Raw genomic sequence first — 24675 nt, 5'->3', positions numbered from 1 at the left:
CGCCGGAAAATTCGAATTTTCCGAGCCATTTTCTATGCAGAAAATGATACCGTCGCAGCCGCGAGTTCAGGCCTTGGACAGAATGCCCCAGATCTCATCCTTCAGGGCGCCGCGCGTCTTGCGCAGATCGGCCTCGGCCTGATCGCTGATCGGTTCCACATTGGTTTCCGCCCGGTGCACCGCACGGTTGACGGTGTGGTATTCATCCGCCAGCTTGGCAAAATGCGCATCCGACTGCTTTAACGCACTGATCGCCGCCGCTTTTTCTGGAAATTCCTCGGCCAGTTCATGGGGGGTATTTGTCATCTGTTCGCTCCTTGGTTTTAGGGTTGATCTCAGGCTAGCTCACCCAGGGGCTGCGCACTTTGACCGGGATCAAACAAAAATGACGGCGGTCGAAAACCAAACAAAAAGTCCGCGCGGATGCAGGGGATTTTTGCTGGTTTTCGATGGCAGGCCTAGCGTTGTGACTGCTGCCAGTCCGGGTGGTACCAGGGCTCTGCGTTGGAGGCCGACAACGGGCGATCCAGGATGTGATCGGCGGCTTTTTCGCCGGTCATGATCGAGGGCCCATTCAGGTTGCCATTGGTTATGCGCGGGAAGATGGAACTGTCGGCCACCCGCAACCCATCGACGCCGATCACCCGGCATTCGGGGTCCACAACCGAAGTCATATCATCCGCCGCCCCCATGCGGCAGGTGCCACAGGGATGAAAGGCGCTCTCAACGTGCTCGCGGATAAAGCTGTCCAACTCATCGTCGCTTTGCAGTTGGATACCCGGCTGGATCTCGTGTTTGACATAAGGCTTGAACGCCTCCTGGCCAAAGATCTCGCGGGTGAGACGGATGCATTTGCGGAAATCCACCCAGTCTTGCTCGCTGGACATATAGTTGAACAGGATGTTGGGGGCGTCTTTGGGGTCACCGCTGGCCAGTGTCACCGAACCGCGGGACGATGAGCGCATGGGGCCGACATGGGCCTGGAACCCGTGGCCCTCGGCGGCGGCCTGACCGTCATAGCGCACCGCCATTGGCAGGAAATGGTACTGGATATCAGGATAGTCGATGCCCTGACGCGAGCGGATGAAGGCGGCGGATTCAAACTGGTTCGAGGCACCGAGGCCGGTTTTGGTGAACAGCCATTGCGCCCCGATCAGTGCCTTGCTGAACAGGTTCCAGTGTTTGAACAGGGTGATCGGCTGCGAACAGGCCATCTGCAGATAGAGCTCCAGGTGGTCCTGCAGGTTCTGCCCGACACCGGGGCGATCCGCCACCAGCTCAATACCATGCTCGGCCAGATGCTGCGCCGGGCCAATGCCCGACAGCATCAGCAGCTTGGGAGAGTTCAGCGAACTGGCCGACAGAATGACCTCGCGATTGGCCCGGATCACCTCGATCTTGCCACCGCGCTCAATCTCGACCCCAACAGCCCTGCCCTGCTCGATCACCACCCGGCGCACAAAAGCCCGCGTCAGCGTACAATTGGGCCGCTGCAAAGCGGGACGCAGATAGGCATTGGCCGCCGACCAGCGACGGCCCTTGTAGACCGTCTGCTCCATCGGGCCAAAGCCCTCTTGCTGGTGGCCGTTGTAGTCGTCGGTGACCGGATAGCCCGCCTGACGGCCGGCCTCGACAAAGGCGCTGTGCAGCGGATTGTTGCGCGGCCCGCGCGAGATATGCAGCGGGCCGTCAGTGCCGCGCCAGTCGGCATCGCCGCCCTGACCACCGTGGTGCCAGGTCTCCATCCGCTTGAAATAGGGCAGCACATCGGCATAGCTCCAGCCCTGGGCGCCGCTTTCAGCCCAGTGGTCATAATCGCCAGCGTGACCGCGCACATAGACCATGCCGTTGATCGAGGACGAGCCGCCGATCACCTTGCCGCGCGGGGTGACCAGCTCACGTCCCCCCAGATGTGGCTCGGGCTGGGATTTATAGCCCCAGTCATAGAGGCTCATGTTCATCGGATAGCTCAGCGCGGCCGGCATCTGGATCAGCGGCCCGGCATCACTGCCACCGTGCTCGATCACCTGCACCTGATGGCCCGCCTCACTGAGGCGATAGGCCAGTGCACATCCGGCCGAGCCGGCCCCTACGATTACATAATCTGCATTCATCTCGACTTGCCTCGATCTTTCACTGGTCAACCAAGAGAGAGGACAGCGTCCCCTCCCGTTCTGATCGCCCCTTTGGGCGACGGGGCGGGTGGGTGGGCGTGGCCCAAAGGGGCGGTCAGAACGGCGCCTCAACGTCGCCCATGCGCACGTAAACCGACTTCACCTGGCTATAGTGCTTGATCGCCTCTTTTGAATTCTCGCGCCCAACACCCGAGGCCTTGACGCCGCCAAAGGGCGCCTCGACCGGCGCGTCATTGTACGAGTTGATAAAGCAGCTGCCTGCCTCCATCGCAGCAATCACCCGGTGGCCACGGCTTAGGTCACGGGTGAACACCCCAGCCGCCAGACCAAATTCGGTGTCATTGGCACGGGCAATCACCTCGTCCTCATCGTCAAAATCCAGCACCGCCATCACCGGGCCAAAGATCTCTTCGCGGGCGATTACCATGCCATCATTGACGTCGGCAAACACCGTGGGCTGGATATACCAGCCGTCGCGGTCCAGCTGTTTGCCGCCGTAAACCAGACGCGCCCCTTCGGCCTCACCCTTGGCAATATAGCCCAACGCGATGTCGCGCTGATTTTCGCTGACCATGGGGCCAAAGGTAGTGGCCTCATCCATCGGATCGCCAATCACCGCCGTCTCCAGCCGCTCAGTCAGACGGGTCAGAAACGCCTCCTTGATGCCCTTTTGCACAAAAACCCGAGTGCCATTGGAGCAGATCTGCCCCGAGGAATAGAAATTGGCCAGGATGGCGCCGCCGACAGCGTTCTCCAGATCCGCATCGTCAAAGATGATCAGCGGCGATTTGCCGCCCAGCTCCATGGTGACATGCTTCATGCCGGCAGCCGCAGCCGCATAGACCTTTTTGCCGGTTGGCGCCGACCCGGTCAGCGAGACCTTGTCAACGCGCGGATCAGTGACCAGCGCACCGCCAACTTCGCCCATGCCCTGAACAACGTTGAACACGCCCGCTGGCAGGCCGGCCTCAAACAGGATCTCGGCGACCTTCAGCGCACAGAGCGGCGTCGTCTCAGAAGGTTTGAACACCATTGCATTGCCGCAGGCCAGCGCCGGTGCGGCCTTCCAGCAGGCGATCTGGGTCGGATAGTTCCAGGCGCCAATGCCAACACAGAGCCCAAGTGGCTCGCGCACGGTATAGACCCAGTCCTGTCCCATCGGGATATGCTCGCCGGTCAGCGACCCGGCCAGGCCGCCAAAATATTCCAGCGCATCGGCACCGGACGTTGCATCCACATAGAGCGTTTCCGACATTGGTTTACCGGTGTCATAGGTCTCCAGCACCGACAGATCATGGTTGCGGTCACGCATGATATCGGCGGCCCGGCGCAGCACCCTTCCCCGTTCGGTGCCAGTCATCGCCGCCCAGGATTTTTGCCCGGCCTTGGCCGAGGCCAGCGCCATGTCAACAATCTCGGGGGTGGCGGCATGAACCGATGCAATTTGCTGGCCAGTGGCCGCATAAATCACCGGGATTTCGGTGCCGGCGGTATCTTCGACATAAGCGCCATTGATGAAATGGCTGGCCTTGGGTTGAACGGTAACAGTCATTTTCTATTTCTCCGACGGGATAACATGGCCAAGGGCAGTGGCCGGTTTAAAGGGTCGCAACATAAAGCCGGCGCAATCGCTGCCGACAGCAGGGCTGGCGATCCGCCCTTTTCTGGCGTTGAGCACCGTCATATCACTCATTTCGGTACGTTCAAACAATTTCTGGTACCGGCAATCAGGTTTCTCACCAATCCACATCAGCAGTTGCAACCGCTAGGCAGCTGACGCAATTATGCAGCATGAGCAGGAAACGCATCCGAGACATTCGCAACGAAGAACTGATCGAGGCCACCATCGTGTCGGTGCACCGGCATGGCTATGGCGTTGTAACGATGGCAGACATTGCCCGCGAGGCCGGGGCTTCGGCGGCCTCTATCAACTATTATTTCGGCTCCAAGGAAGGCCTGATGGAGGCGACAATGCGCCATCTGCTGCGCAAGCTTAGGACCGCGATGATTGCGGGATACAACACCGCATCATCACCGACGGATCGGCTGCATGTGGTGATGGATGCCAATTTCTCGGATCAGTTGTTCACGGTCGAGCAATGCAGCATCTGGATGCAATTCTGGGCCAGCGCACCTTATTCACCGCATCTGGCGCGTCTGCACCGGGTCAACCGATCAAGGGTGCGCAGCCATTTTCGCGCCGAGTTGCGCCAGCTTTTGCCTGCCGAGGGAATAGAGACCGCCCGCCAGGCCTTGCAGAACTACATGGATGGCGCCTGGCTGCAGGCGGCGCTGTCGGACCAGCCGCTGGATGCGCAGCAGGCCCGCTCGGCGGCGCGTCGGGTGGTGGATCTGGTGCTGTCCTAACCGGCATGCTGGTGCCGCCGGTCCCGCCCCTCACGCTTTGATAGCGGTCTCCGCAGGCAGGGTGGCGCGGCGCTTCAGAACGGCTTCGCGCCAGGTGATGAAACTGACTGCAGCCAGAATCAGCCCGCCACCACAGACCACCCAGATATCCACCGGCTCGGCAAACACCAGCGCCCCCAGCGCCGTGGCCCAGACCAGCTGCAGAAACGTCACCGGCTGGGTCACCGTCAACGGCGCCGTGGCAAAGGCCAGCGTCATCGCATAATGGCCCGCAGTGGCAAAACAGGCGACCCCGAACAACAGCACCAGTTCGGTGAGCGTTGGCGTCACCCAGACCGCCAGCGCAAAGGGCGTCAGCCCCAGCGTCACCCAGATCGACAACATCGCCACAACCACCACCGGATTGGTGCCATCGACGGTGAACTTGGCCAGCAGATACGAGGCGCCAAAGGCAATGGCGGTGAACAGCATGGCGATATGCCCGGGTGAGATTTCACGGAAACCGGGGCGCAGAATGATCATCGCGCCGACCAAAGCAGTCAGGATGGCGCCGACCCGCCGCAGCGCCAGACGTTCGCCGAGAAACAGCGCCGCCCCCAGCGTCACATAGACCGGCGCCATGTAATTCATCGCGGTGACCTCGGCCAGCGGGATCTGGGTCATGGCATAGAACCACAGGATCACGCCGCCGGTATGCACCACGCCCCGGCTGGCAAACAGCCCCCACATGCGGGCGCTGATGTGGGTCCGGCGCAGCGTGCCAAGCATCGGCAGCAGAAACACCAGCCCCAGCAAATAACGCAAAAAGGCCATCTCGGCAGGCGGCAGGCGGCCGCCCATATATTTAACCAGCGCCGTCACCGCCACAAAGCAAAGACCGGTGATCAACATCCATATGGCCCCGATCAGGGGTTGGTTCTGTGTGTTCTTTTTCATGATCTGGACCCAACACGTAATCAATGGTGGGCACAACCCTTCACATGACAATCAATTTCAGATCCTGGCATTCACAGATCCCGGCGCTCAATCGCTTTGCAGGGCGGGACAGGGGTGGGCGGGTGGGCTGGTCCGCCCTGCAAAGCCTTTCCCCACAGCTGCCCATCGGAACCGGGTCACATTAGCAACAATTTGACCGCAATCGCCCACATGGTCAGCCCCACCAGCAGATCCAAAATCTGCCAGGCCCGCGGCCGGGCAAACAGCGGCGCCAAGGCCGCCGCCCCATAGCCCAGTGAAAAGAAAAACGTGAAACTGGCCAGTGCTGCGCCAATGCCAAACCACAGTGGCTGCGGGTATTGCGCCGAGATTGCCCCCAGCAGCACCACCGTATCCAGATAGACATGCGGGTTCAGCCAAGTCAGCGCCAAAACCGTTGCCAACACCGGCAGCACTGTCGCCCCTGCCCCAGTACTGGCCCCTGCCTCCAGGCTCTCGCCGCCTCGCCAGGCCGCCAGCAGGCTGCGGCCACCGTACCAGATCAAAAACCCCGCCCCACCCCAGCGCATCGCCTGCTCAAACCACGGCCAGAGCAGGGTCAGCGAGCCAAACCCCATGACACCACCGGTGATCAGCAGCGCATCCGAGGTGGCGCAAGTCAGGCAGATCCAGAACACATGCTGGCGCCGCAAACCCTGACGCAGCACAAAGGCGTTCTGCGATCCAATTGCCATGATCAGGCTGAATCCAAGGATAAATCCGGCGAATAGGCTGGGGGGCATGGGGGGCATGGGGCGTCCTGTTGTCTGTTCCGGCTTGACTAAGCCAGCCCCGGAGCGCAATCAAATTAAAGATGCTCAGCCCACTTAAGTTCTGCTAATGATGGTCCGGACCACCAGGGCGCCAAACAGTCCCCGCAGCAAGGACCCGCAATGCAATTCCCTCCTCATCATCTGGCAGCCCTGTCGCAGGTACTGCGGCTTGGCAGTTTTGACGCGGCGGCGGCGGCGCTGTTGGTGACCCCGTCGGCGGTGTCACAGCGCATCAAGGCGCTGGAGGATCAGGTGGGCAGCGCGCTGGTGCGGCGTGGCCCGCCCTGTCGCGGAACCGAGGCGGGGCTGCGGATTGCCAAACATGCCGAAGACATCGGCCTGCTGGAGGCGCAGTTGAGCCGTGAGCTGGCGCTGGACCGGGACCCCATAAACGCCCGCCTAAAAGTGGCGATCAATGCGGACAGTCTGGCAACCTGGTTTATCGAGGCGATGGCCTCGGTCGACGGCGTGTTGTTTGATCTGGTGATCGACGATCAGGACCACAGCGCCGACTGGCTGAAACGGGGCGAGGTTTCGGCCGCCATTACCGCCCATGACAAACCGGTGACCGGCTGCGATGCCCATGCGCTGGGGGCGTTTCAATATGTGGCCTGCGCCAGCCCAGCCTATATGCAGCGCTGGTTTCCCAACGGGGTGACAGCCACGGCGGCGGCACGGGCCCCCTGTCTGGTCTTCAACGCCAAGGATGCCCTGCAACGGCGGTGGCTGGAGCTGAATGTGGCGCCGGATCTGGCCCCCCCGGCGCATTTCCTGCCCTCGACACAGGGGTTTGTCGATGCTGCGGTTGTCGGCATGGGCTGGGGCATGAACCCAGCAGAATTTGTCCGCCGCCATATTCGCGACGGTAAACTGGTGCCCCTGTTGGCGCAGACTGAGCTGAAAATCCCTTTGACCTGGCAGGTCAGCCGGGTGATGGCCCCGGCCTTGGCCGAGGTCACCCGCGCCGTAATCAACACAGGTCGGCGACATTTGGCACAGAAGCCGACAGAGGCGTGACACTGGCGTGACACCCACAGCTCCGGCTTGATTTGACGGGTTCCTTCGCCCAGATTGCTGTTATGATCCGTCGCGCCCCCCTGGCTTTGCCCCATAGTTTCTGGCTGCATCTGGTGCTGCCCCGCGCCGTGATCTTGCTGGCACTGAGCGCGGCGGATGGTGTGTTGCGCCTGGATATGAGGCTGCTCTACGGGCTGGTTGCGGCGGATGCACTGGTGTTCCTCTGGCAGGTGATGCGGTTTCAGGCCAGCGCTGACAATCACCTGCGGGGCATGGGCGGCATGACGCTGATCTGGGGCGGCTATCTGGTGCTGCTGGTCTCGGGCTTTGCCTCGATCTCGCTGTGGTGGGGGAGTTTTCTGTTTGCCGCACAGCCTGAAACCACCGAGCTGTTCACCGACCGGATGGACCGCCTGCATGCCGCCGAGTATCAGCTGAGCCTGTCCGACGATGGCAGCTCGCTGAGCTTTAGCGGCACCATCACCTATGGGTTGACCAAACGCGCCACCGAGTTGCTGGCAGCGAACCCGCAGCTTGTCACTGTTACCCTGACCAGCATCGGCGGCCATATCTACGAGGCGCGCGGCTTTGCCAATCTGATCCGTGCCCGGGGCTTGAACACAGTGGTCAAAGGCGATTGCAGTTCGGCCTGCACATTGCTCTTTGTCGCCGGGACCCAGCGCCGTCTGGCCCCTGGCGCACGGCTGGGGTTTCATCGCTATGCGCTCGAGTTCGGCCCCCTGCTCCCCAACCTGGATCTGGCAAAGGAACAGGAGAAGGATCTTGCTTTTTTCCGGGCTCAGGGAATCAGCGAGGCGTTTTTGGCCCAAGTGTTCGAGCAGCCCAGCAGCGCGCTGTGGTATCCCAGCCGCCAACAGGCACTGCAGGCCGGTTTGCTGGTCCATTAGACCTAGACCCGCGGATCAGGCAGCCATGCAGGCTGCGCCCGCGCACATAAAAAAAGGCCCGCCGATCAGGCAGGCCTTTAAAACGAATAAGCGGGCCTTTTACAGCTGCTCCATCACCTCGTCCGAGGCTTCGAAATTGGTAGTGACGCGCTGAATGTCATCGTCATCTTCCAGCGCATCCACCAGCTTCATCAGCTTTTGCATGGCAATCAGATCCATTTCGGTGGTGGTGGTGGGCTTCCACACCAGTTTGGTGCTGTCGGATTCACCCAGCGCCGTCTCCAGCGCGTTTGACACCTCATTCAGATCAGAGACTTCGCAGTAGATGATATGGCCATCTTCCGAGCTCTCAACATCTTCGGCGCCGGCCTCGATAGCCGCCTCAAAAACCGCATCGGCATCGCCAACAGAGATGCCGTAGGTGACCTCGCCCTTGCGGTCGAACATAAAGCCAACCGAGCCGGTTTCGCCCAGATTGCCGCCATTCTTGGAGAAGGTTGAGCGCACGGTGGATGCGGTGCGATTGCGGTTGTCGGTCATCGCCTCGACGATCACTGCCACGCCGTTGGGGCCGTAACCCTCGTAGCGCACTTCTTCGTAGTCGTCGCCATCACCCGCAGTGGATTTCTTGATCGCGCGATCAATCACATCCTTGGGTACCGATTGCGACTTGGCCTCTTTGACCGCCATCCGCAGACGTGGGTTTTTCTCAGGATCCGGGTCGCCCATTTTGGCGGCAACGGTGATTTCCTTGGAGAGTTTCGAGAACAGTTTTGAGCGAACCGCATCCTGGCGACCTTTACGGTGCTGGATGTTTGCCCATTTTGAGTGGCCTGCCATGGTCCATCCCTATGCTGAATTATACCTTTGGCGCACATATAGCCCCGTCTGGTGGCAGCTTTCAAGCGCTGGCCCTGCGATCAATGCTTGTTCCGGTCCCCACAGCACCTAAAGTAGCCTTATGACATTTGACCAAATCACATTGTTTTCACTGTTTGCAGCCGTCTTTGCCCTGCTGGTCTGGGGCCGGTACCGCTATGATCTGGTCGCCTTTACCGCGCTGATGGTGGGCGTGGTGCTGGGGGTGGTCCCCACCAAAGATGCCTTTGCTGGCTTTGGCCACCCGGCGACGCTGGTGGTGGCGCTGGTGCTGATTGTCTCGGCCGGGTTGGTGCGATCCGGGGCGGTGTTCCTGATCACCCGCACCCTGGTGGATGCCTCGCGCGGATTGGGCAGCCATATCGCACTGATGGGCGGCATCGGCGCGGTGCTGTCGGCGTTCATGAACAACGTGGCGGCGCTGGCACTGTTGATGCCGGTGGATATCCAGACCGCCCGCAAGGCCGGGCGCGCACCGGGGCTGAGCCTGATGCCGCTGTCCTTTGCCACTATTTTGGGCGGCATGGTGACGCTGATTGGCACCCCGCCCAATATCATCATCGCCTCGATCCGCGCCGAAACATTTGGCGAGCCCTTTGGCATGTTCGATTTTGCCCCGGTGGGCGGCATTGCAGCGATAACCGGGCTTATTTTTGTTGCACTGGTGGGCTGGCGATTGATCCCGACCCGAGACGACGCCGGATCCTCTGAGGCGCAGCTGGCACAGTATATTGCCGAGCTGACGGTGCCGCAGGACTCAGGCCTGATCGGCACGCGGCTGGGGGAATTGGACGATGAGGCCGAAAAGGCGGATGTGGCCATTCTGGGTCTGATCCGCGACGGCCAGCGGCGCTATGGCCGCGCCGCCGGATCGGTATTGCAGGCCGGCGATGCGCTGCTACTAGAGGCGACGCCCGAGGCACTGGACGAGTTTCGCACCACAATGTCGCTGGATTTCTCGGATCAGGCGCGACAGGACAAGCTGACCGCCGAGGGCGAAGGTCTAGAGGTGGTTGAGCTGGTGGTGCCCGAGAGCGCCCGCATTGCCGGACGATCAGCGCAGTCCATCGGGCTGGCCTGGCGTCAAAGCACCGTGTTGATGGGATTGTCGCGGCAAGGGCGCCAGTTGACCAAGCACATTCGCCAGACCAAAATCGAACCCGGTGATATCCTGCTACTGCTGTGCCCGCGCGACCGGGCGAGCGATGTGACCGAATGGCTGGGCTGCCTGCCGCTGGCAACACGCGGGCTGGCGGTGACCGCCAATGACAAGATCTGGCTGGCGATTGCGATGTTTGGCTCTGCGGTGCTGGCGGCCTCGGTCGGGCTGCTGTATCTGCCAGTGGCGCTGGGGCTGGTGGTGGTGGGCTATGTGCTGACCAAGATTCTGCCGGTGGCCGAGATCTATGACCATATTGAATGGCCGGTGGTGGTGCTGTTGGGATCAATGATCCCGCTGGGCTCGGCGCTGGAAGGTTCGGGCGGCACCGCGCTGATTGCCGATGCGCTGATCGGGCTGACCCAGGGCCTTCCGGCCTGGGCCATTCTGACGGTGCTGATGGTGGTCACTATGACCCTATCGGATGTGCTGAACAACACCGCCACCACCATTGTCGCCGCTCCGGTGGGGATACAAATGGCCAATACGCTGCAGGTTTCTGCTGATCCGTTTTTGATGGCGGTGGCCGTTGCCGCCTCGGCTGCGTTTCTCACTCCGATCGGCCATAAGAACAACACCCTGATTCTGGGTCCGGGCGGCTATCAATTTGGTGATTACTGGCGCATTGGCCTGCCGCTGGAAGTGTTGATCGTGGCGGTCAGCATTCCGGCGATATTGGTGTTCTGGCCGATGTGACCGCGACGACAGCCGGAAAATTCGAATTTTCCGGGGCATTTTCTTGAAAGAAAATGGGGTATTGATCGCTCCCCTCAAGAAAGCCACCAAACAGTTGCCCCTACGACAGTTGGCAAAACAATTGCCCACTCGCCTCCTGGCCTTTTAGGCTGGCCAGGATCGGATCACGGAGAGGCCAAACATGGGCAGCAACATCGCAGATGTCATCATTGTCGGCACCGGCCTGGCCGGGCTGGCGGCGGCGACCGAACTGGGAGATCGCGGCAAGCGGGTGATCCTGCTGGATCAGGAACCGGCGCATTTTCTCGGCGGGCAGGCCCATTGGAGCCTCGGAGGTCTGTTCATGGTGGATACCCCTGAGCAACGGCGCATGGGTATCCATGACAGCCTGGGTCTGGCGCTAAACGACTGGATGGGCAGTGCCCAGTTTGACCGGGTTGAGGATCACTGGCCGCGCCAATGGGCCGAAGCCTATCTGGAGTTTGCCGCAGGCGACATGCGCCAATGGCTGCACGACATGGGGCTGCGCTGGTTTCCGGTGGTGGGCTGGGCCGAACGCGGTGGCAGCATGGCCCAGGGTCACGGCAATTCGGTGCCGCGGTTCCACGTCACCTGGGGCACCGGCCCCGGCGTGGTTTCGCCCTTTGTAGACCGGCTGCGCGCCCATATTGAGACCGGCCTGATCGCGCTGCGTAGCCGCCATCAGGTCAGCCAGATCCTGACCCAAAACGGCGCCGCCTATGGGGTCGCGGGCGAGATCCTGGCCGATGACAGCGCCGCTCGGGGTGCCCGAACCAACCGCCAGCAAATCGGCAGCTTTGAGATACATGCGCCTGCGGTGATCGTCGCCTCGGGCGGCATTGGCGGCAACCTGGAGCTGGTGCGCAAAAACTGGCCGCGGGATCGGCTGGGCGAGCCACCCAAGCACATGGTCTCCGGGGTGCCGTTCCATGTGGATGGCCGGATGATCCCCATTGCCGAGGCGGCAGGAGGCCATCTGATCAATGGCGACCGCATGTGGCATTACTGCGAGGGGCTGCGCAACTGGGATCCGATCTGGCCCAACCACGGTATCCGCATCCTGCCCGGCCCCTCGTCGATGTGGTTTGATGCCAATGGCGACCGCCTGGCCGCCCCCTGCCTGCCGGGGTTTGACACCCTTGCCACCCTGAAGGAGATCCTGAAGACCGGGCAGAGCTACAGCTGGTTTGTGTTGAGCCAGAAGATCATCGAAAAGGAATTTGCCCTGTCCGGGTCCGAGCAGAACCCCGATCTGACCTCGGGCAAATGGCTTGAGGTGATCCGGGCGCGGTTGCTGTCACGGGGTCAGGCTCCGGCACCGGTCGAGGCCTTCAAGACACACGGCGCGGATTTTGTGGTGGCCAATGATCTGGCCACCTTGGTCGCGGGCATGAACAAGATCGCCGAGGTACCGCTGAAAGAGCCGCATCTGCGCCGCCAGATAGAGGCACGCGACAGTCAGGTCGACAACCCCTTTGCCAAGGACGCACAGATCATCGCCATCCATGCCGCCCGCAACTATCGCGGCGACCGCTTGATCCGCACCGCCAAACCGCACCGCATTCTGGACCCAAAGAACGGGCCGCTGATTGCAGTACGGCTGAACATCCTGTCCCGCAAAACGCTGGGCGGGTTGCAGACCAACCTGGACAGTCAGATGATTGGCCAAGATGGCGCGGTGGTTGCAGGGTTATACGCGGTGGGAGAAGCCGCCGGCTTTGGCGGTGGCGGCTATCACGGCTATAATGCGCTAGAGGGATCCTTTCTGGGTGGCTGTATCTTTTCCGGACGCAACGCCGGGCGGTCCAGAGATATTGCCTGAGGCCCTTTCTACGACGAAAAAGGCATTCTTCGCCGTTTCGCCCGACCTTCCCCACCGGAGGCTGCTGCCCTCACCTGATCACCGCCCCAGCGTCAGCACCATCAACACCGAGCCATCCTCGGCCAGCATTTGCATCAGCGGCCCTTGGCGTTCAATTGATTTGACCTTGGCCAGGGCTGCCAGAAAATCATTTTCCTGCACATCCAACCCCGGCGCACAGGCCATCAGCGTACCGGCCAGCCTATCGGGGAAACTGATCTCACTGCCGTTCAACTGCGCCTGCCCCATAAAGCGGTTACACCCAGCCGACGTCGAAAATTGTCCGTCCATTGCAAAGACAATGCCCGGGTCGCGGCCCTTGTCCACCGCAGCGCCGTTCAGTTCAATCAGGTTCCAGCTGGTGTTGTCCAATTGCATATCCGCTGACCCCGATGCGGCAGTTGGCACCGGTTTCACGATCATATCGACCCTGTGCCCTGCCCCACGGGTCAGCACCGGATAGGTCGTATCGGTGATAAACAGCAAAGTGCCGTCCAGTGTGATCCGCGCGGATACCGCATAGCTGAGGTTGTCGACAATGTCGCTGTCCGCAAAGCTGAGAGAATAGTCGAACGGCACAGCCGACAAATCATAGTCCTGCGCTGTCAACAACTTGGACGGTGCATCAGCCAGCGATACATCGCGCAATTCGACCAGCAGCCTGGCCCCGGGTGGCACTGCGATACGCTGCAAATAAGTGACGCTGCCGTCTACCGTGCCTGCCTTGGCCATCGAAACACCTGCAATTGCAGTTGATGTCGCAAGGACCAGAGCCATGAAACCTGTTTTGATATCCATTTTCAGTGCCTCGTAAGAAACTCAATCCCAAGTCATCTGGGGATTGAATCACAGATTACACCCTCGCATCGCCGCAATTGGCAAAAACGCGCCGAATTGGCCCTAGTGCCAGCCCTAGTTCAGGGGCCAAAACACCGGGATCAGCGCCGACGCCAGCAATCCGATGCTGAGATTCAGCGGAATGCCCACCTTCATGAAATCGGTAAAGCGATAGCCGCCGGGACCATAGACCATCATATTGGTCTGATAGCTGATCGGGGTGGCAAAGGTGGCGCTGGCGGCCACCATCACTGCAATCACCAGCGGCCTGGGCTCTACCCCCATCGACAGCGCCAGACCAATCGCAACCGGGGTCAGCACCACCGCCACCGCGTGGTTGATCAGCTCGGACAGCACCGAGGTCAGCAGGTAGACCGCCCAGACGATGAAGAACGGCGGCAGGCCACCGATCAGCGGTGCCAGCGCATCAACGATCAGTTTGATCGCGCCCGAGGTTTCCAGCGCCGTCGCCACCGCCAGCATGGCAAAAATCAGCGCCAGAAGCCGCCCGTCAATAAAGGAAAAGGCCTCGTCGCTGTCGATGCAGCGGGTCAGGAACACAGTTGCCATGGCCAGCACAGCCAGCAGCAGGATCGGCGCCACTCCCATTGCCGCCAACACCACAATGCCCGCAATCGCGGCCAGCGCGATGGGCGCGTGGCTGCGGCGATAGGCGCGGGCCGAGGGTTTGGTCACATCAACCATATCCATTTCGGCGGCCAGCCGCTGGATATCATCCGAGCCGCCCTCGAGCAGCAGTGTATCGCCGACCCGCACCACCAGACCGTCCAGCTGCTGACCGATATTCTGGTTGCGCCGGTGGACTGCCAAAACATAAACACCATAGCGACGGCGTAGCCGCATGGCCCCCAGAGCGCGGCCAATCATCCGGCATCCCGGCGTGATCAGCACCTCGACGGTTGAGGTCTCCACCGCCGACACCTGATCGACCCGGCGCAATTCCTTGTTGCGCTGCAGGCTGAGCAGTTCGGCCATCTGGGTGCGCAGCACAACCCGGTCACCAGCCTGTAGTTCGACAGCCTTAAGATCGCGGCGCAGTGAGACATCGCCCCGGATCACATCAATCAGCCGCACCCCGGCCCGTTTGAACAATTGCACCCCCGACACCTCGCGCCCCACCAGATTGCTCTCAGGCGGGATCACCGCTTCGGTAAAGAACTTCATCGTGTGCTTGCCCGACAGCAGCGTCGCCATGCTGGAGCGATCCGGCAACAGGTGCGGCGCAATATAACGCAGATAGATCGCGCCCCAGATCACCAGGAAAATAGCCAGCGGGGTGATCTCAAAAATGGTAAAGGGTTCCAGCCCATTGGCCCGCGCCACCCCGTCCACCAGCAGGTTGGTCGAGGTGCCGATCAGGGTCAGGGTGCCGCCCAGAATGGCCGCATAGCTCAGCGGGATCAGCATCTTGCTGGCAGAGATCCCCAGCTTGCGGGACAGTTGCACAAACACCGGGATCATCACCACAACAACCGGTGTATTGTTCACGAATGCCGAGGCCACAACGACAAACAGCATCAGCGCGCCGATCGCAACGGCGGGCCGAGAATCGGCCTGCGCCTCGGCCAGATCGGTGAACCATTGCAAGGCACCGGTGCGCACCAGAGCCCCCATAACGATGAACATGGCCACGATGGTCCAGGGCGCCGGGTTGGACAGGACATGCAGCGCCGCCTCATAGGGCAACACCCCCAGCGCCAGCATTGTTGCAGCACCACCAATCGCCACCACCTCAGCCGGGTAGGATTCGCGCATGAACAGGATGAACATCACAACCACAACAACAAGGGTCGCAACCGCGCCGCCGGTGTCCGAAAAAGCCACTAAATTCATGCCACCGCCCGTCATCTTCTTTGCACGACATCCTGACCCGCTTTGGCATATGGTGCAAGCAAAGCCGCAGGGATGGTCCGGTGGGTTACAGCACTGAGTCCTGCAACACTCCACCCGACCGGATCATCCGGATCTCCTTGGTGGCGCCGGTGCGGTCATCCGTGGAGATAAACACCCCCGACAGGGTTGCCTCGCCCGTTGCCGGGGTAAAGCGGCTTTTGGGCATGCCGGTGATAAAGCGGCGCATCGGTTCGGCTTTTTCCATGCCAATCACCGAGTTGTAATCGCCGCACATGCCGGCATCCGTCAGATAGCCGGTGCCGCCGTCAAGGATCTGCGCATCGCCGGTTGGCACATGGGTGTGGGTGCCCACCACCAAGGATGCCTTGCCATTGCAGAAATGCCCCATCGCCATCTTCTCCGAGGTCGCCTCGCAGTGCATATCGACGATAACCGCCTGCGCCAGCCCGCCACGCGGATGCGCCCTCAGCACGGTTTCGACGGCAGAAAACGGATCATCAAAGGCGCGTTTCATGAACACCTGCCCCAGCGCCTGCAGCACCAGAACCTTGCGGCCACCCGGCGCATTGAACAGCCGGTAACCCTTGCCCGGCGCGCCCTTGGCATAGTTCAGAGGCCGGATGATACGCGGTTCCTTCTCGATGAACTGCAGCATGTCCTTTTGGTCAAAGGCGTGATCGCCCAGGGTCAGGCAATCGACCCCGGCGTCCAGCATCGCCTTGGCGTGATCGCCGCTCAGCCCCATGCCATTGCTGGCGTTCTCGCCATTGACCACAACAAAATCCAGCCGCCATTCGTCGCGCAAACGCGGCAGATTCTCGGTGACAGCCTTGCGCCCGGCGCGGCCCATCACATCGCCTAAAAACAGAATTCTCATGGCCCGTGCTTAGGCCGTCGCAGGGGGCGAGGACAACCCCCTACTGCACGCCGGTCTGCTTCTTTGGGGTCAAGGGTCGCACAGCGACCGCGCGCATGCGCGGCCAGCCCTTGAGGCCAGGGAAGCAGACAATAGACTTGATATGGCTCCTGAGGGGCAGACCTGCACCTCAGAGCCTCTCAGCAGCCTTTTTGTTGCACCGCGCGTCAGCGCGGTGCCACGCCCAACGGGCGGCAGGCCTGCGCAGGCAGGTCAACAACGGGCGGGAGTGGCGCGCGTCAGCGGTTGAACTGCAGCACCCGGCTTTCGGTGATCAGCATGTCCAGCGGCTGGTCGGTGGGTTCCAGTGGCAGATCTTCCGCCTCTTGCGCGTCAAAGGCAAAGCCGATGGCCAGGGTTGGTCGCTTGGCGCGCAACCCCTCCAGGGTGCGATCATAGAAACCGCCGCCATAGCCCAGCCGTCCACCGCGGGCATCAAAGGCAACCAGCGGCACGATCAGGATCTCGGGGTCAAAAAAATCGTCCACCTCGGGGACCTTTGCGCCAAAGGGCCCGTCGCGCAGTGGCGCTTCGGGTTGCCAGCGGCTGAATTTCAACGGCTGCCCTGCCGCCATGATCACCGGCACCGCAACCGGGCCATGCGCCGCCGCCTCAGCCATTGCAGCCAGTGGATCAATCTCGGTACGGATCGGCATATAGCCCGACAGCGGCACCCCGCGATAGCCGGCCAGCACCTCGGACAGATGGCCGGCGGCACCGGGTTTATGCATCGAAAAAGCGTCCTTGCGCCGGGCAAAACCCGCCTTGCGGGCCTGGGATTTGATCGCAGTCAGATCTGTCATACCCTGTCTCCTAGAACAGAACCGAGGCCGCCAACCCCAAAAAGGCAAGGAACCCAACCACATCCGTCACCGTGGTCACAAAGGCACCAGAGGCCAGCGCCGGGTCGATCCCGGCCTTATCCAATAACACCGGGATCACCGTACCGGCCAGCCCCGCCACGACCAGATTGATCACCATTGCGACCGCGATCACCAGCCCCAGCGCCCCGGATCCAAACCAGACCAGCCCCACCAGCCCCATCACCACCGCAAAAATAATGCCGTTGGCCAGCCCCACCAGCACTTCGCGCCGGATCACCCGCCAGACGTTTGAGCTGGTCAGATCCTTGGTGGCAATTGCCCGCACCGCAACGGTCAGCGACTGGGTGCCGGCATTGCCGCCCATCGAGGCGACAATTGGCATCAGGATGGCCAGCGCCACCAGCTCGGAAATGGTCGCCTCAAACTGAGAAATCACCATCGAGGCCAAAATCGCCGTCACCAGGTTCACCGCCAACCAGGGCAGCCGCCGCTTAATGGTGTCCTTCACCCGGTCCGACAGCGCACTTTCACCAACCCCGGCCAGCCGCAGAATGTCTTCTTCGTGTTCTTCGGCCAGCACCACCATGGCATCATCAATGGTGATCGCCCCGACCAACCGGCCCTCACCGTCCACCACCGGCGCCGAGATCAGGTGGTACTGGTTGAAGGCATAAGCGACGTCTTCTTCATCCTGATCTGCCGGGATCACCTGAAAGATCTCTTCTTTCAGCGAGGTCAGCTTGACCTTGCGGTGGGCGCTCATCAGCCTGCCAAGCGTCACATTGCCCACCGGTTTCAGCCGCGGGTCGACCAGCACCACGTGATAGAATTGCTCGGGCAGATCCTCGGCGTCGCGGATGAAATCAATCACCTGACCGACAGACCAGTGCTCGGGCGCCATCACCACCGCGCGCTGCATCAAACGGCCGGCTGATTTTTCCGGATAGGCCAGCGCCTGCTCCACCGCGACCCGGTCGGCATCCTCCAGCACCTCAAGGATCGCCTCTTGCTGCGGCTCTTGCAGGTCTTCGACCAGATCAACCACGTCATCGGTTTCGAGATCGCGCACCGCCTCGGCCAGCACCTGCGGGTGGAGGATGGGCAGCAGCTCTTCGCGCACCGATTCTTCCAGCTCCGACAGGATTTCACCGTCGAACTGATAGCCGAGTAATTCAATCAGCCGGGCCCGGTCATGGCTGTTGATCTGTTCCAGAAGGTCGGCAATGTCAGCCGCGTGCAGTGGCGCCATCAACTGGGCCAGCTGGTCCTTGTCCTGCACATCCACCGCATAGAGAATGGCGGCAACCGCCTTGCGGTCCAGCTCATACGCATCCTCGCGCGGGTGATCGCCGCTGCGGTTGCTGCTGTCGTGATCGCTGCCTGTGCTCATGGGCTGACCTCCGCCTGATTGATTGCAAACTAGAAGAAGCTGCTACCGAAAAACAATGACAATGGCATAATTTACCGCAACTGCTGCGCCGGGTATCCTGCGGGGCACAGTTTGGCAAGAAAAGGACGCGCATCATGAGCACCGAGACTATCCTTAAGGGGCAGGTATTGTCCTTCTCGCGCTCGCCCTTTGACGAGGGCGCGCCGCAGGATGCCGCGCAACTGTCTGAAGCGGTTGCCATTCGGGATGGGCTGGTGGCCGGTACCGGATCGCTGGCAGAGATGCGGGCGCTGCTGCCGAGGGCACCGCTGGTGGATCACAGCGACAAGCTGATCCTGGCCGGATTCGTCGACGCCCATGTGCATTACCCGCAGACCGCCATCATCGCCAGCTGGGGCAAGCGGCTGATCGACTGGCTGAATACCTATACATTCCCCGAGGAAATGCGCTTTGGCGATCGCGCCTATGCCAATGAGGTCGCCAATCGCTATCTGGATCTGACCACAGCCAATGGCACCACCACGGTCTGTTCCTTCTGTACCATCCACCCCGAAAGCGTCGATGCCATTTTCTCCGCCGCGCAGACGCGGGGCCAACGGATTGTGGCCGGCAAGACCTGCATGGACCGCAATGCCCCGGATGGTCTGCGCGATACGCCGCAATCAGCCTATGATGACAGTGACGCGCTGATCGCCCGCTGGCACGGGGTGGATCGGCTGGGCTATGCTATTACCCCACGGTTCTCGCCGACCTCAACCCCGGATCAGCTAGAGGCGATGGGGGCGCTCTGGGCCAAGCACCCGGACTGCCTGATGCAGACGCATCTGAGCGAGCAAGTGGATGAGATCGCCTGGGTTAAGACGCTGTTCCCGCAGGCGCGGGACTATCTGGATACCTATGAGGAGTTTGGCCTTTTGGGGGCGCGCGGATTGTATGGCCATGCCATTCATCTGGAGGAGCGCGAGCGCCACCGGCTGCGGGAGTTTGGCGCCGCACTGGTGCATTGCCCGACCTCAAACACTTTCATCGGCTCCGGATTGTTCGACATGAATGGGCTGATGGCTGAGGGTCAGCGCATTGGTCTGGCCACAGACACCGGCGGCGGCTCCAGCTTTTCGATGCTGCGCACCATGGCGGCGGCCTATGAGGTTGGCCAGCTGCGCGGCACCCCGCTGCATGCGGCGCAGCTGTTGTGGCTGGCCACCCAAGGGTCGGCGGCGGCGCTGCGGCTGGAGCATAAGATCGGCAATATCGCGCCCGGCATGGAGGCCGATCTGGTGGTGCTGGATCTGGCCTCGACCCCGGCGATTGCCCAGCGCACAACCCGCGCGGCGGATCTGTGGGAGGCGGTGTTTGCCACCATCATGATGGGCGACGACCGTGCCGTGGCCGAGGTTTGGATTGGCGGACGGGCGGTATAAAAGGGTGCCCGCTGGCGCGGGCGGCCTCCGGCGGAGGTATTTCAGACAAGAAGAAAATAGGCGGCGCGCCTTTGTCAGCAGCCTGGGGTCAGCAGCTTGGGGTCAGCAGCCTGGGCGCGCCAACACCATAACCCAGATATTGCCCGGTGCGCGCACCAGCGCAAACTCACTTACGGATGTGTTCAGCATATTCTTTCGGTGGCCGCGCGACTTGGTCCAGGCGCGCATCACGTCAGCCAATGTGGGCTGACCTGATGCGATATTTTCGGCGGCAGCGCACCAGCCATAGCCGCTGCGGGTCAAGCGCTCGCCGATGCCTGATCCATCGCTGCCAGTATGGGAAAAGAACCCCTTGCGGACCATGTCCTCGGCGTGGCGACGGGCGGCTGTCTCAAGCGTCATGGAATACTGTAACTCTGAAAGCTGGCTGTCGACCCGCAGGGCGTTGAGATGGTTGCTGGCGTCGTTGCGATCCAGCTCAGCCGCCGAGACCGGCAGCGCCGATAGCAGGAGGCTGATCATCAGCGTGGCCCGCTGCTTCATGGGGTCAGGTCTCCATCAATCGCTGCGCCAGCGCGTTGTGACGCTGCAGCAGCTGCGGCAGCTCTACAGTGGTGATTTCTCCGCCTCGCACAATCTGGCGGCCTTCGACGAAGAGATGTTTCACCTGGCTCGGGCCAGCCAGCAGCAGCGCGGCGGGGTCCCAGCTGCCGCTGGAGCTGACGCCAGTGGTGTCCCAGATGGCGATGTCAGCGCGTTTGCCGGGCGATAGCCGGCCACAGTCGGGGCGGCCCAGAACATCAGCGCCGCCACGGGTGGCAATTTCCAACGCCTCATAGGCGCTCATGGCGTCGGCGCCGTTTTGTACCCGCTGCAGCAGCATCGACTGGCGCGCCTCGCCGATCAGATTGGCCGCATCATTGCTGGCCGAGCCGTCAACGCCGAGGCCAACCGGAACGCCCGCATCGCGCATCTGGCGCACCGGGGCGATGCCGCTGCCGAGGCGGCAGTTGGAACAGGGGCAATGGGAAACACCGGTGCGCGAGCGGGCGAAGAGGTCGATTTCGACCACATCCAGCTTGACGCAATGGGCATGCCAGACATCGGCGCCGGTCCAGCCCAGATCTTCGGCGTATTGGCCCGGGCGACAGCCGAACTGGGCCAGGGAATAGGCGACGTCTTCGTCATTTTCGGCCAGGTGAGTGTGCAGCATCACGCCTTTGTCACGGGCCAGTATTGCAGTGTCGCGCATCAGCCCGCGGCTGACCGAGAACGGCGAACAGGGCGCCAGCCCAACCCGGCACATCGAGCCCTCCGCCGGGTCATGAAAGGCATCCACCACCCGGATCATATCGTTGAGAATGGCCTCTTCGCGTTCCACCAGGGCATCGGGCGGCAACCCGCCGTCACTTTCGCCAATGCTCATGGCGCCGCGAGTGGGGTGAAAGCGCAGGCCCACCGTGGCGGCGGCGTCAATGGTATCTTCCAGCCGGGCGCCGTTGGGATAGAGGTAGAGGTGATCTGAGCTGAGGGTGCAACCAGACAGCGCCAGTTCAACCAACCCCAGTTGCGCCGAGGTGAACATCTCGTCCGGGCCAAAGCGGCCCCAGATCGGGTAGAGCCGTTGCAGCCAGCCAAACAGCAGAGCATCCTGCGCGCCGGGCACCGCGCGGGTCAGGTTTTGGTACAGGTGGTGGTGGGTGTTCACCAGTCCCGGCGTCACCACGCAGCCGCGCCCCGAGAGGGTCTCTCCTGCAGTGTGCAAATCTGGCCCCACGGCCGCCACCACTCCGTCGCGGATCAGCAAATCGGCGCCGTGATAGACCCGACCGCCATCGTCCATGGTGATGATGGTATCGGCGTTTTGAATCAGAATTTCAGGCATAGCCCCTCACACTTCGTATGTTGGCCCGCTTCGCTACGAAGTGTGTATTTGGGCCGACAGAAGGGGCAAAGGACTCGGCTTTTGTAAAATAGCCGAAGGTCAGATCCGGCTCAAGCTTTTTTCAGGAGCGCCAAAGCTGCGGCGTGGATTTGTGGGTTGGCCGCCGCCAACACCCGGCCGCCGTTATGGGCCGGGCCGCCCTGCCAGTTGGTGACAATGCCGCCAGCCGCCTGGATCACCGCGATCGGGCCCTGGATATCATAGGCGTTCAGCCCGGCCTCGATCACCAGATCCACCTGCCCCGCCGCCAGCAGCGCATAGGCGTAACAATCCATGCCATAGCGGGTCAGCTTGACCTGCGCCGAGACACTGTCAAACCCGGCGCGTTCGGCTGGGGTGCCGACCTCGGGGAAGGTGGTGAACAGAATGGCCTGATCCAGCGTGGTGGTTGCGCGGGTTTGCAAGGCCTGTGGTCCCAGCGGTCCGGTCATCGTTGCGCCATCGCTAGATCCGACAAAACGCTCGCCCGTATAGGGCTGATCGACAATGCCCAAAAACGGCCCCTGGTCATCGCTCAGGGCGATCAAGACGCCCCAGGTCGGGGTGCCACTGATAAAGCCGCGGGTGCCGTCGATCGGGTCCAGCACCCAGCTGCGCCCGGAGGAGCCCAGTGTCTGCCCGAATTCTTCGCCCCAAATACCATCCTGAGGCCGGTGATCCGCCAAGATCGCCCGCATAGCGAGTTCGGCAGCGCTGTCGGCGATGGTGACGGGGTCAAACCCCTCTTTCAGCTTGTTCTCGGCACAGAGGTCGGAACGGCGGAAATAGGGCAGGATTGCAGTGCCGGCAGCATCCGCCAGCATATGGGCAATCTCGAGATCGGTAAACGCGGTTGAGGTCATCCCCATCGGTTGCCACTCAACCGCGTCTATTGCAAGCCTTAAGGCCAGATTCTCAAGCCTCACGGCTAGGTCTTCAAGCCCAATGGCCAGGTCTTCAAGCCTAAAGGCCAGTCGCGATCAGGCGACGTCGCTGAGCACCCGGGCCAGTTCAAACAACCGGCGACGCTGGTTTTCAGGAATCGCATAGTAGGAGCGAACAAGATCGAGAGCTTCCTTGTCGCCCATCAGGTCGGCGGGCACCGAGGATTTATCAGATCCTGAATCGGCCGCCCCTTCTAGGCCTTCGAAAAAGAAACTCACCGGAACAGTCAGCGAATCCGAAATATCCCACAGCCGCGAGGCGCTGACGCGATTGGCGCCGGTCTCGTATTTTTGGATTTGCTGAAACTTGATGCCAACCTGTTCGGCCAGCTGCTGTTGGGTCATGCCAGTCAACCAGCGGCGGTGCCGGATCCGCTTGCCCACATGCACATCTACGGGATGAGCCATGCTTCTCTCCTCATCTAAATTTTAGGTCAAATGCCTGGCGGCCAAATAACGACTGAAAGACTGTGCCAATTACCTAGCCCGTCCTCAATCTATCCCCATCCAACACGCCAAACTCAACCACTGTGTTAACATTACGCTCTTCTTGGTTGAATTCAACCCCATCCCCACCCGGCTGCCGGTGGCTTTATTCCAAATATCTGATTTTACCGATCTTTTTTTCTCGTATCTGGTGTAGTGAAGTGCTGCGACTCATCCCCAATAATAGTGAGGGTGAATATTAATGATTCTAATTTTACAGATTTCATCAAAATCGTCTTAGGGACAGAAAAACAGGGAGTTTTAGTATGCGTGCGTATCATATGCCTGCCTCCGGCGGCCCTCCCCGGCTGCTGCAAATTGACGCGTCCCAACCGGGATCGGAGCAAATACAGGTCAGGATATTCGCCTGTGGGTTGAACTTCGCAGATCTACTAATGCTGAATGCGACCTATCAGGACACCCCGGATCTGCCCTTCACCCTGGGCATGGAGATTTCCGGCGTCATCACCGCGCTTGGGGCGCAGGTTTCCGGGTTTGCAGTGGGGGATCGGGTTGCAGTGTTCTGCGGCCACGGCGGGCTGGCGGAAAGTGGCGCATTTGCGGCCAGCCGTGCGGTGAAGATCCCCGACCAGATGAGCTTTGAGCAGGCAGCCGCGTTTCAGATCGCTTATGGCACCAGCCATGTGGCGTTGGATCACTGTGCCCGGTTGCGCCCCGGCGAAACGCTGCTGGTGACTGGTGCGGCCGGCGGCGCCGGTCTGACCGCCGTCGAGATCGGCAAGCAGATGGGCGCCCGGGTGATTGCGCAGGCCCGCGGGGCTGACAAATTGGCGGTGGCGCGCGCCGCCGGGGCAGACCACCTGATTGATGCCGGTGACGATTTAACAGAGGTGGTGAAGGCGCTGGGAGGGGCGGATGTGGTTTATGATGTGGTCGGCGGCGCGCTGTGGAAAGCCGCCTTCCGCGCCACAAATCCCGGCGGCCGCCTGCTGCCTATTGGCTTCGCCAGCGGTGACATCCCGCAGATCCCGGCCAATCATCTGCTGGTCAAGAATCTGACCGTCATCGGCTTTTACATTGGAGGCTATCTCAAATCCCACCCCGAGGTGGTGCGCGGGTCTCTGGACAGGCTGCTGGGCTGGTTTGTCGAGGGGCGGTTGCATCCGCATATCAGCCACTGCCTGCCGCTGGAGCGGGTGGCCGAGGGCATGGATTTGCTGCGCAATCGCAAGTCGACAGGCAAGGTGGTGATTACCATGCCGGGGCAGCCCATCTAGAACCGCAACCAATTTGCCCGGCCGATAGG

23 protein-coding genes are annotated in these 24675 nt (G+C 61.4%); 7 read left to right on the top strand and 16 right to left on the bottom strand.

Annotation, left to right across the window (positions count from 1 at the left end; translation table 11 throughout):
- Positions 1-66: 66 nt before the first annotated feature.
- The 4 genes from QPJ95_RS15315 to QPJ95_RS15300 all read right to left on the bottom strand — a co-directional run bounded on the left by QPJ95_RS15315 (position 67) and on the right by QPJ95_RS15300 (position 3897).
- Positions 67-306, bottom strand: coding sequence for a YdcH family protein (locus tag QPJ95_RS15315; RefSeq protein WP_270916989.1), 240 nt, complete (start codon positions 304-306; stop codon positions 67-69).
- A 152-nt stretch (positions 307-458) separates the two neighbouring features.
- Positions 459-2114: a choline dehydrogenase gene (gene betA / locus QPJ95_RS15310; RefSeq protein ID WP_270916988.1), complete on the bottom strand. Its 1656-nt coding sequence runs from the start codon at positions 2112-2114 to the stop codon at positions 459-461.
- A gap of 115 nt (positions 2115-2229) precedes the next feature.
- On the bottom strand, positions 2230-3687 hold the full coding sequence (gene betB, locus QPJ95_RS15305; protein ID WP_270916987.1) for a betaine-aldehyde dehydrogenase: 1458 nt from the start codon (positions 3685-3687) through the stop codon (positions 2230-2232).
- Positions 3688-3690: 3 nt separating this feature from the next.
- Positions 3691-3897 carry a hypothetical protein gene (locus QPJ95_RS15300; protein ID WP_270916986.1) on the bottom strand — a complete coding sequence of 69 codons (207 nt, stop codon included), beginning with the start codon at positions 3895-3897 and terminating at the stop codon, positions 3691-3693.
- Positions 3898-3926: 29 nt separating this feature from the next.
- Between QPJ95_RS15300 and betI the strand changes: the two genes are divergently transcribed.
- A complete protein-coding gene (gene betI, locus QPJ95_RS15295; RefSeq protein ID WP_270916985.1) occupies positions 3927-4502 on the top strand; it encodes a choline-binding transcriptional repressor BetI in 576 nt (191 codons plus the stop codon).
- Positions 4503-4532: 30 nt separating this feature from the next.
- Here the strand turns inward: betI and QPJ95_RS15290 are convergent, their stop codons facing one another.
- Together QPJ95_RS15290 and QPJ95_RS15285 are read right to left on the bottom strand one after the other, a co-directional pair.
- The gene (locus QPJ95_RS15290; RefSeq protein ID WP_286018283.1) at positions 4533-5393 is read right to left on the bottom strand and encodes a DMT family transporter; all 861 of its coding nucleotides are present in this window, start codon (positions 5391-5393) and stop codon (positions 4533-4535) included.
- 221 nt (positions 5394-5614) lie between these two features.
- The gene (locus QPJ95_RS15285) at positions 5615-6220 is read right to left on the bottom strand and encodes a LysE/ArgO family amino acid transporter (protein WP_270917209.1); all 606 of its coding nucleotides are present in this window, start codon (positions 6218-6220) and stop codon (positions 5615-5617) included.
- 150 nt (positions 6221-6370) lie between these two features.
- On the opposite strand from QPJ95_RS15285, the gene QPJ95_RS15280 reads away from it, so the two are divergent.
- Positions 6371-7267 carry a LysR family transcriptional regulator ArgP gene (locus tag QPJ95_RS15280; RefSeq protein ID WP_270916983.1) on the top strand — a complete coding sequence of 299 codons (897 nt, stop codon included), beginning with the start codon at positions 6371-6373 and terminating at the stop codon, positions 7265-7267.
- Positions 7268-7329: 62 nt separating this feature from the next.
- A complete protein-coding gene (locus QPJ95_RS15275; protein WP_270916982.1) occupies positions 7330-8175 on the top strand; it encodes a COG3904 family protein in 846 nt (281 codons plus the stop codon).
- A gap of 99 nt (positions 8176-8274) precedes the next feature.
- Here the strand turns inward: QPJ95_RS15275 and QPJ95_RS15270 are convergent, their stop codons facing one another.
- Entirely contained in the window at positions 8275-9015 is a 741-nt protein-coding gene (locus tag QPJ95_RS15270; RefSeq protein WP_270916981.1) for a YebC/PmpR family DNA-binding transcriptional regulator, read from the bottom strand.
- A 121-nt stretch (positions 9016-9136) separates the two neighbouring features.
- Between QPJ95_RS15270 and QPJ95_RS15265 the strand changes: the two genes are divergently transcribed.
- Positions 9137-10909, top strand: coding sequence for an SLC13 family permease (locus QPJ95_RS15265; RefSeq protein ID WP_270916980.1), 1773 nt, complete (start codon positions 9137-9139; stop codon positions 10907-10909).
- 181 nt (positions 10910-11090) lie between these two features.
- Positions 11091-12752, top strand: coding sequence for an FAD-binding dehydrogenase (locus QPJ95_RS15260; protein ID WP_270916979.1), 1662 nt, complete (start codon positions 11091-11093; stop codon positions 12750-12752).
- 78 nt (positions 12753-12830) lie between these two features.
- Here QPJ95_RS15260 and QPJ95_RS15255 read toward each other — a convergent pair whose 3' ends face one another.
- From QPJ95_RS15255 to mgtE, 5 genes are all read right to left on the bottom strand, one after another.
- Positions 12831-13589, bottom strand: a complete 759-nt coding sequence (locus QPJ95_RS15255) for a YbaY family lipoprotein (RefSeq protein ID WP_270916978.1) — start codon at positions 13587-13589, stop codon at positions 12831-12833.
- Between the two features lie 114 nt (positions 13590-13703).
- Entirely contained in the window at positions 13704-15482 is a 1779-nt protein-coding gene (locus tag QPJ95_RS15250) for an SLC13 family permease (protein ID WP_270916977.1), read from the bottom strand.
- Positions 15483-15567: 85 nt separating this feature from the next.
- Positions 15568-16380, bottom strand: a complete 813-nt coding sequence (locus QPJ95_RS15245; RefSeq protein WP_270916976.1) for a TIGR00282 family metallophosphoesterase — start codon at positions 16378-16380, stop codon at positions 15568-15570.
- Between the two features lie 278 nt (positions 16381-16658).
- Positions 16659-17222 carry a 5-formyltetrahydrofolate cyclo-ligase gene (locus QPJ95_RS15240; RefSeq protein ID WP_270916975.1) on the bottom strand — a complete coding sequence of 188 codons (564 nt, stop codon included), beginning with the start codon at positions 17220-17222 and terminating at the stop codon, positions 16659-16661.
- A 10-nt stretch (positions 17223-17232) separates the two neighbouring features.
- On the bottom strand, positions 17233-18633 hold the full coding sequence (gene mgtE / locus QPJ95_RS15235) for a magnesium transporter (RefSeq protein WP_270916974.1): 1401 nt from the start codon (positions 18631-18633) through the stop codon (positions 17233-17235).
- 134 nt (positions 18634-18767) lie between these two features.
- On the opposite strand from mgtE, the gene guaD reads away from it, so the two are divergent.
- On the top strand, positions 18768-20054 hold the full coding sequence (gene guaD, locus QPJ95_RS15230) for a guanine deaminase (RefSeq protein ID WP_270916973.1): 1287 nt from the start codon (positions 18768-18770) through the stop codon (positions 20052-20054).
- 102 nt (positions 20055-20156) lie between these two features.
- On the opposite strand, the gene QPJ95_RS15225 is transcribed toward guaD, so the two are convergent.
- From QPJ95_RS15225 to QPJ95_RS15210, 4 genes are all read right to left on the bottom strand, one after another.
- Positions 20157-20597, bottom strand: a complete 441-nt coding sequence (locus tag QPJ95_RS15225; protein WP_270916972.1) for a CAP domain-containing protein — start codon at positions 20595-20597, stop codon at positions 20157-20159.
- Positions 20598-20601: 4 nt separating this feature from the next.
- Positions 20602-21939 (bottom strand): 8-oxoguanine deaminase, encoded by a 1338-nt coding sequence (locus tag QPJ95_RS15220; protein WP_270916971.1) that lies wholly within the window; start codon positions 21937-21939, stop codon positions 20602-20604.
- A gap of 110 nt (positions 21940-22049) precedes the next feature.
- The gene (gene hisN / locus QPJ95_RS15215; RefSeq protein WP_270917208.1) at positions 22050-22841 is read right to left on the bottom strand and encodes a histidinol-phosphatase; all 792 of its coding nucleotides are present in this window, start codon (positions 22839-22841) and stop codon (positions 22050-22052) included.
- A gap of 117 nt (positions 22842-22958) precedes the next feature.
- Positions 22959-23330 carry a helix-turn-helix domain-containing protein gene (locus QPJ95_RS15210; RefSeq protein WP_270916970.1) on the bottom strand — a complete coding sequence of 124 codons (372 nt, stop codon included), beginning with the start codon at positions 23328-23330 and terminating at the stop codon, positions 22959-22961.
- Between the two features lie 344 nt (positions 23331-23674).
- On the opposite strand from QPJ95_RS15210, the gene QPJ95_RS15205 reads away from it, so the two are divergent.
- Positions 23675-24646, top strand: coding sequence for an NADPH:quinone oxidoreductase family protein (locus QPJ95_RS15205; RefSeq protein ID WP_270916969.1), 972 nt, complete (start codon positions 23675-23677; stop codon positions 24644-24646).
- Positions 24647-24675 lie beyond the last annotated feature (29 nt).

This window comes from Parasedimentitalea psychrophila, assembly GCF_030285785.1.
Classification (GTDB): domain Bacteria; phylum Pseudomonadota; class Alphaproteobacteria; order Rhodobacterales; family Rhodobacteraceae; genus Parasedimentitalea; species Parasedimentitalea psychrophila.
The sequence above is the reverse complement of the archived record's forward strand: the minus strand, read 5'-3'. Positions and strand labels throughout refer to the sequence as shown.

Coding starts and splice junctions, on each gene's coding strand:
- QPJ95_RS15315 (WP_270916989.1), bottom strand. CDS start 306: ATGACAAATACCCCCCATGAACTGGCCGAGGAATTTCCAGAAAAAGCG.
- betA (WP_270916988.1), bottom strand. CDS start 2,114: ATGAATGCAGATTATGTAATCGTAGGGGCCGGCTCGGCCGGATGTGCA.
- betB (WP_270916987.1), bottom strand. CDS start 3,687: ATGACTGTTACCGTTCAACCCAAGGCCAGCCATTTCATCAATGGCGCT.
- betI (WP_270916985.1), top strand. CDS start 3,927: ATGAGCAGGAAACGCATCCGAGACATTCGCAACGAAGAACTGATCGAG.
- QPJ95_RS15290 (WP_286018283.1), bottom strand. CDS start 5,393: ATGTTGATCACCGGTCTTTGCTTTGTGGCGGTGACGGCGCTGGTTAAA.
- QPJ95_RS15285 (WP_270917209.1), bottom strand. CDS start 6,220: ATGCCCCCCAGCCTATTCGCCGGATTTATCCTTGGATTCAGCCTGATC.
- QPJ95_RS15280 (WP_270916983.1), top strand. CDS start 6,371: ATGCAATTCCCTCCTCATCATCTGGCAGCCCTGTCGCAGGTACTGCGG.
- QPJ95_RS15275 (WP_270916982.1), top strand. CDS start 7,330: ATGATCCGTCGCGCCCCCCTGGCTTTGCCCCATAGTTTCTGGCTGCAT.
- QPJ95_RS15270 (WP_270916981.1), bottom strand. CDS start 9,015: ATGGCAGGCCACTCAAAATGGGCAAACATCCAGCACCGTAAAGGTCGC.
- QPJ95_RS15265 (WP_270916980.1), top strand. CDS start 9,137: ATGACATTTGACCAAATCACATTGTTTTCACTGTTTGCAGCCGTCTTT.
- QPJ95_RS15260 (WP_270916979.1), top strand. CDS start 11,091: ATGGGCAGCAACATCGCAGATGTCATCATTGTCGGCACCGGCCTGGCC.
- QPJ95_RS15255 (WP_270916978.1), bottom strand. CDS start 13,589: ATGGATATCAAAACAGGTTTCATGGCTCTGGTCCTTGCGACATCAACT.
- QPJ95_RS15250 (WP_270916977.1), bottom strand. CDS start 15,482: ATGAATTTAGTGGCTTTTTCGGACACCGGCGGCGCGGTTGCGACCCTT.
- QPJ95_RS15245 (WP_270916976.1), bottom strand. CDS start 16,380: ATGAGAATTCTGTTTTTAGGCGATGTGATGGGCCGCGCCGGGCGCAAG.
- QPJ95_RS15240 (WP_270916975.1), bottom strand. CDS start 17,222: ATGACAGATCTGACTGCGATCAAATCCCAGGCCCGCAAGGCGGGTTTT.
- mgtE (WP_270916974.1), bottom strand. CDS start 18,633: ATGAGCACAGGCAGCGATCACGACAGCAGCAACCGCAGCGGCGATCAC.
- guaD (WP_270916973.1), top strand. CDS start 18,768: ATGAGCACCGAGACTATCCTTAAGGGGCAGGTATTGTCCTTCTCGCGC.
- QPJ95_RS15225 (WP_270916972.1), bottom strand. CDS start 20,597: ATGAAGCAGCGGGCCACGCTGATGATCAGCCTCCTGCTATCGGCGCTG.
- QPJ95_RS15220 (WP_270916971.1), bottom strand. CDS start 21,939: ATGCCTGAAATTCTGATTCAAAACGCCGATACCATCATCACCATGGAC.
- hisN (WP_270917208.1), bottom strand. CDS start 22,841: ATGACCTCAACCGCGTTTACCGATCTCGAGATTGCCCATATGCTGGCG.
- QPJ95_RS15210 (WP_270916970.1), bottom strand. CDS start 23,330: ATGGCTCATCCCGTAGATGTGCATGTGGGCAAGCGGATCCGGCACCGC.
- QPJ95_RS15205 (WP_270916969.1), top strand. CDS start 23,675: ATGCGTGCGTATCATATGCCTGCCTCCGGCGGCCCTCCCCGGCTGCTG.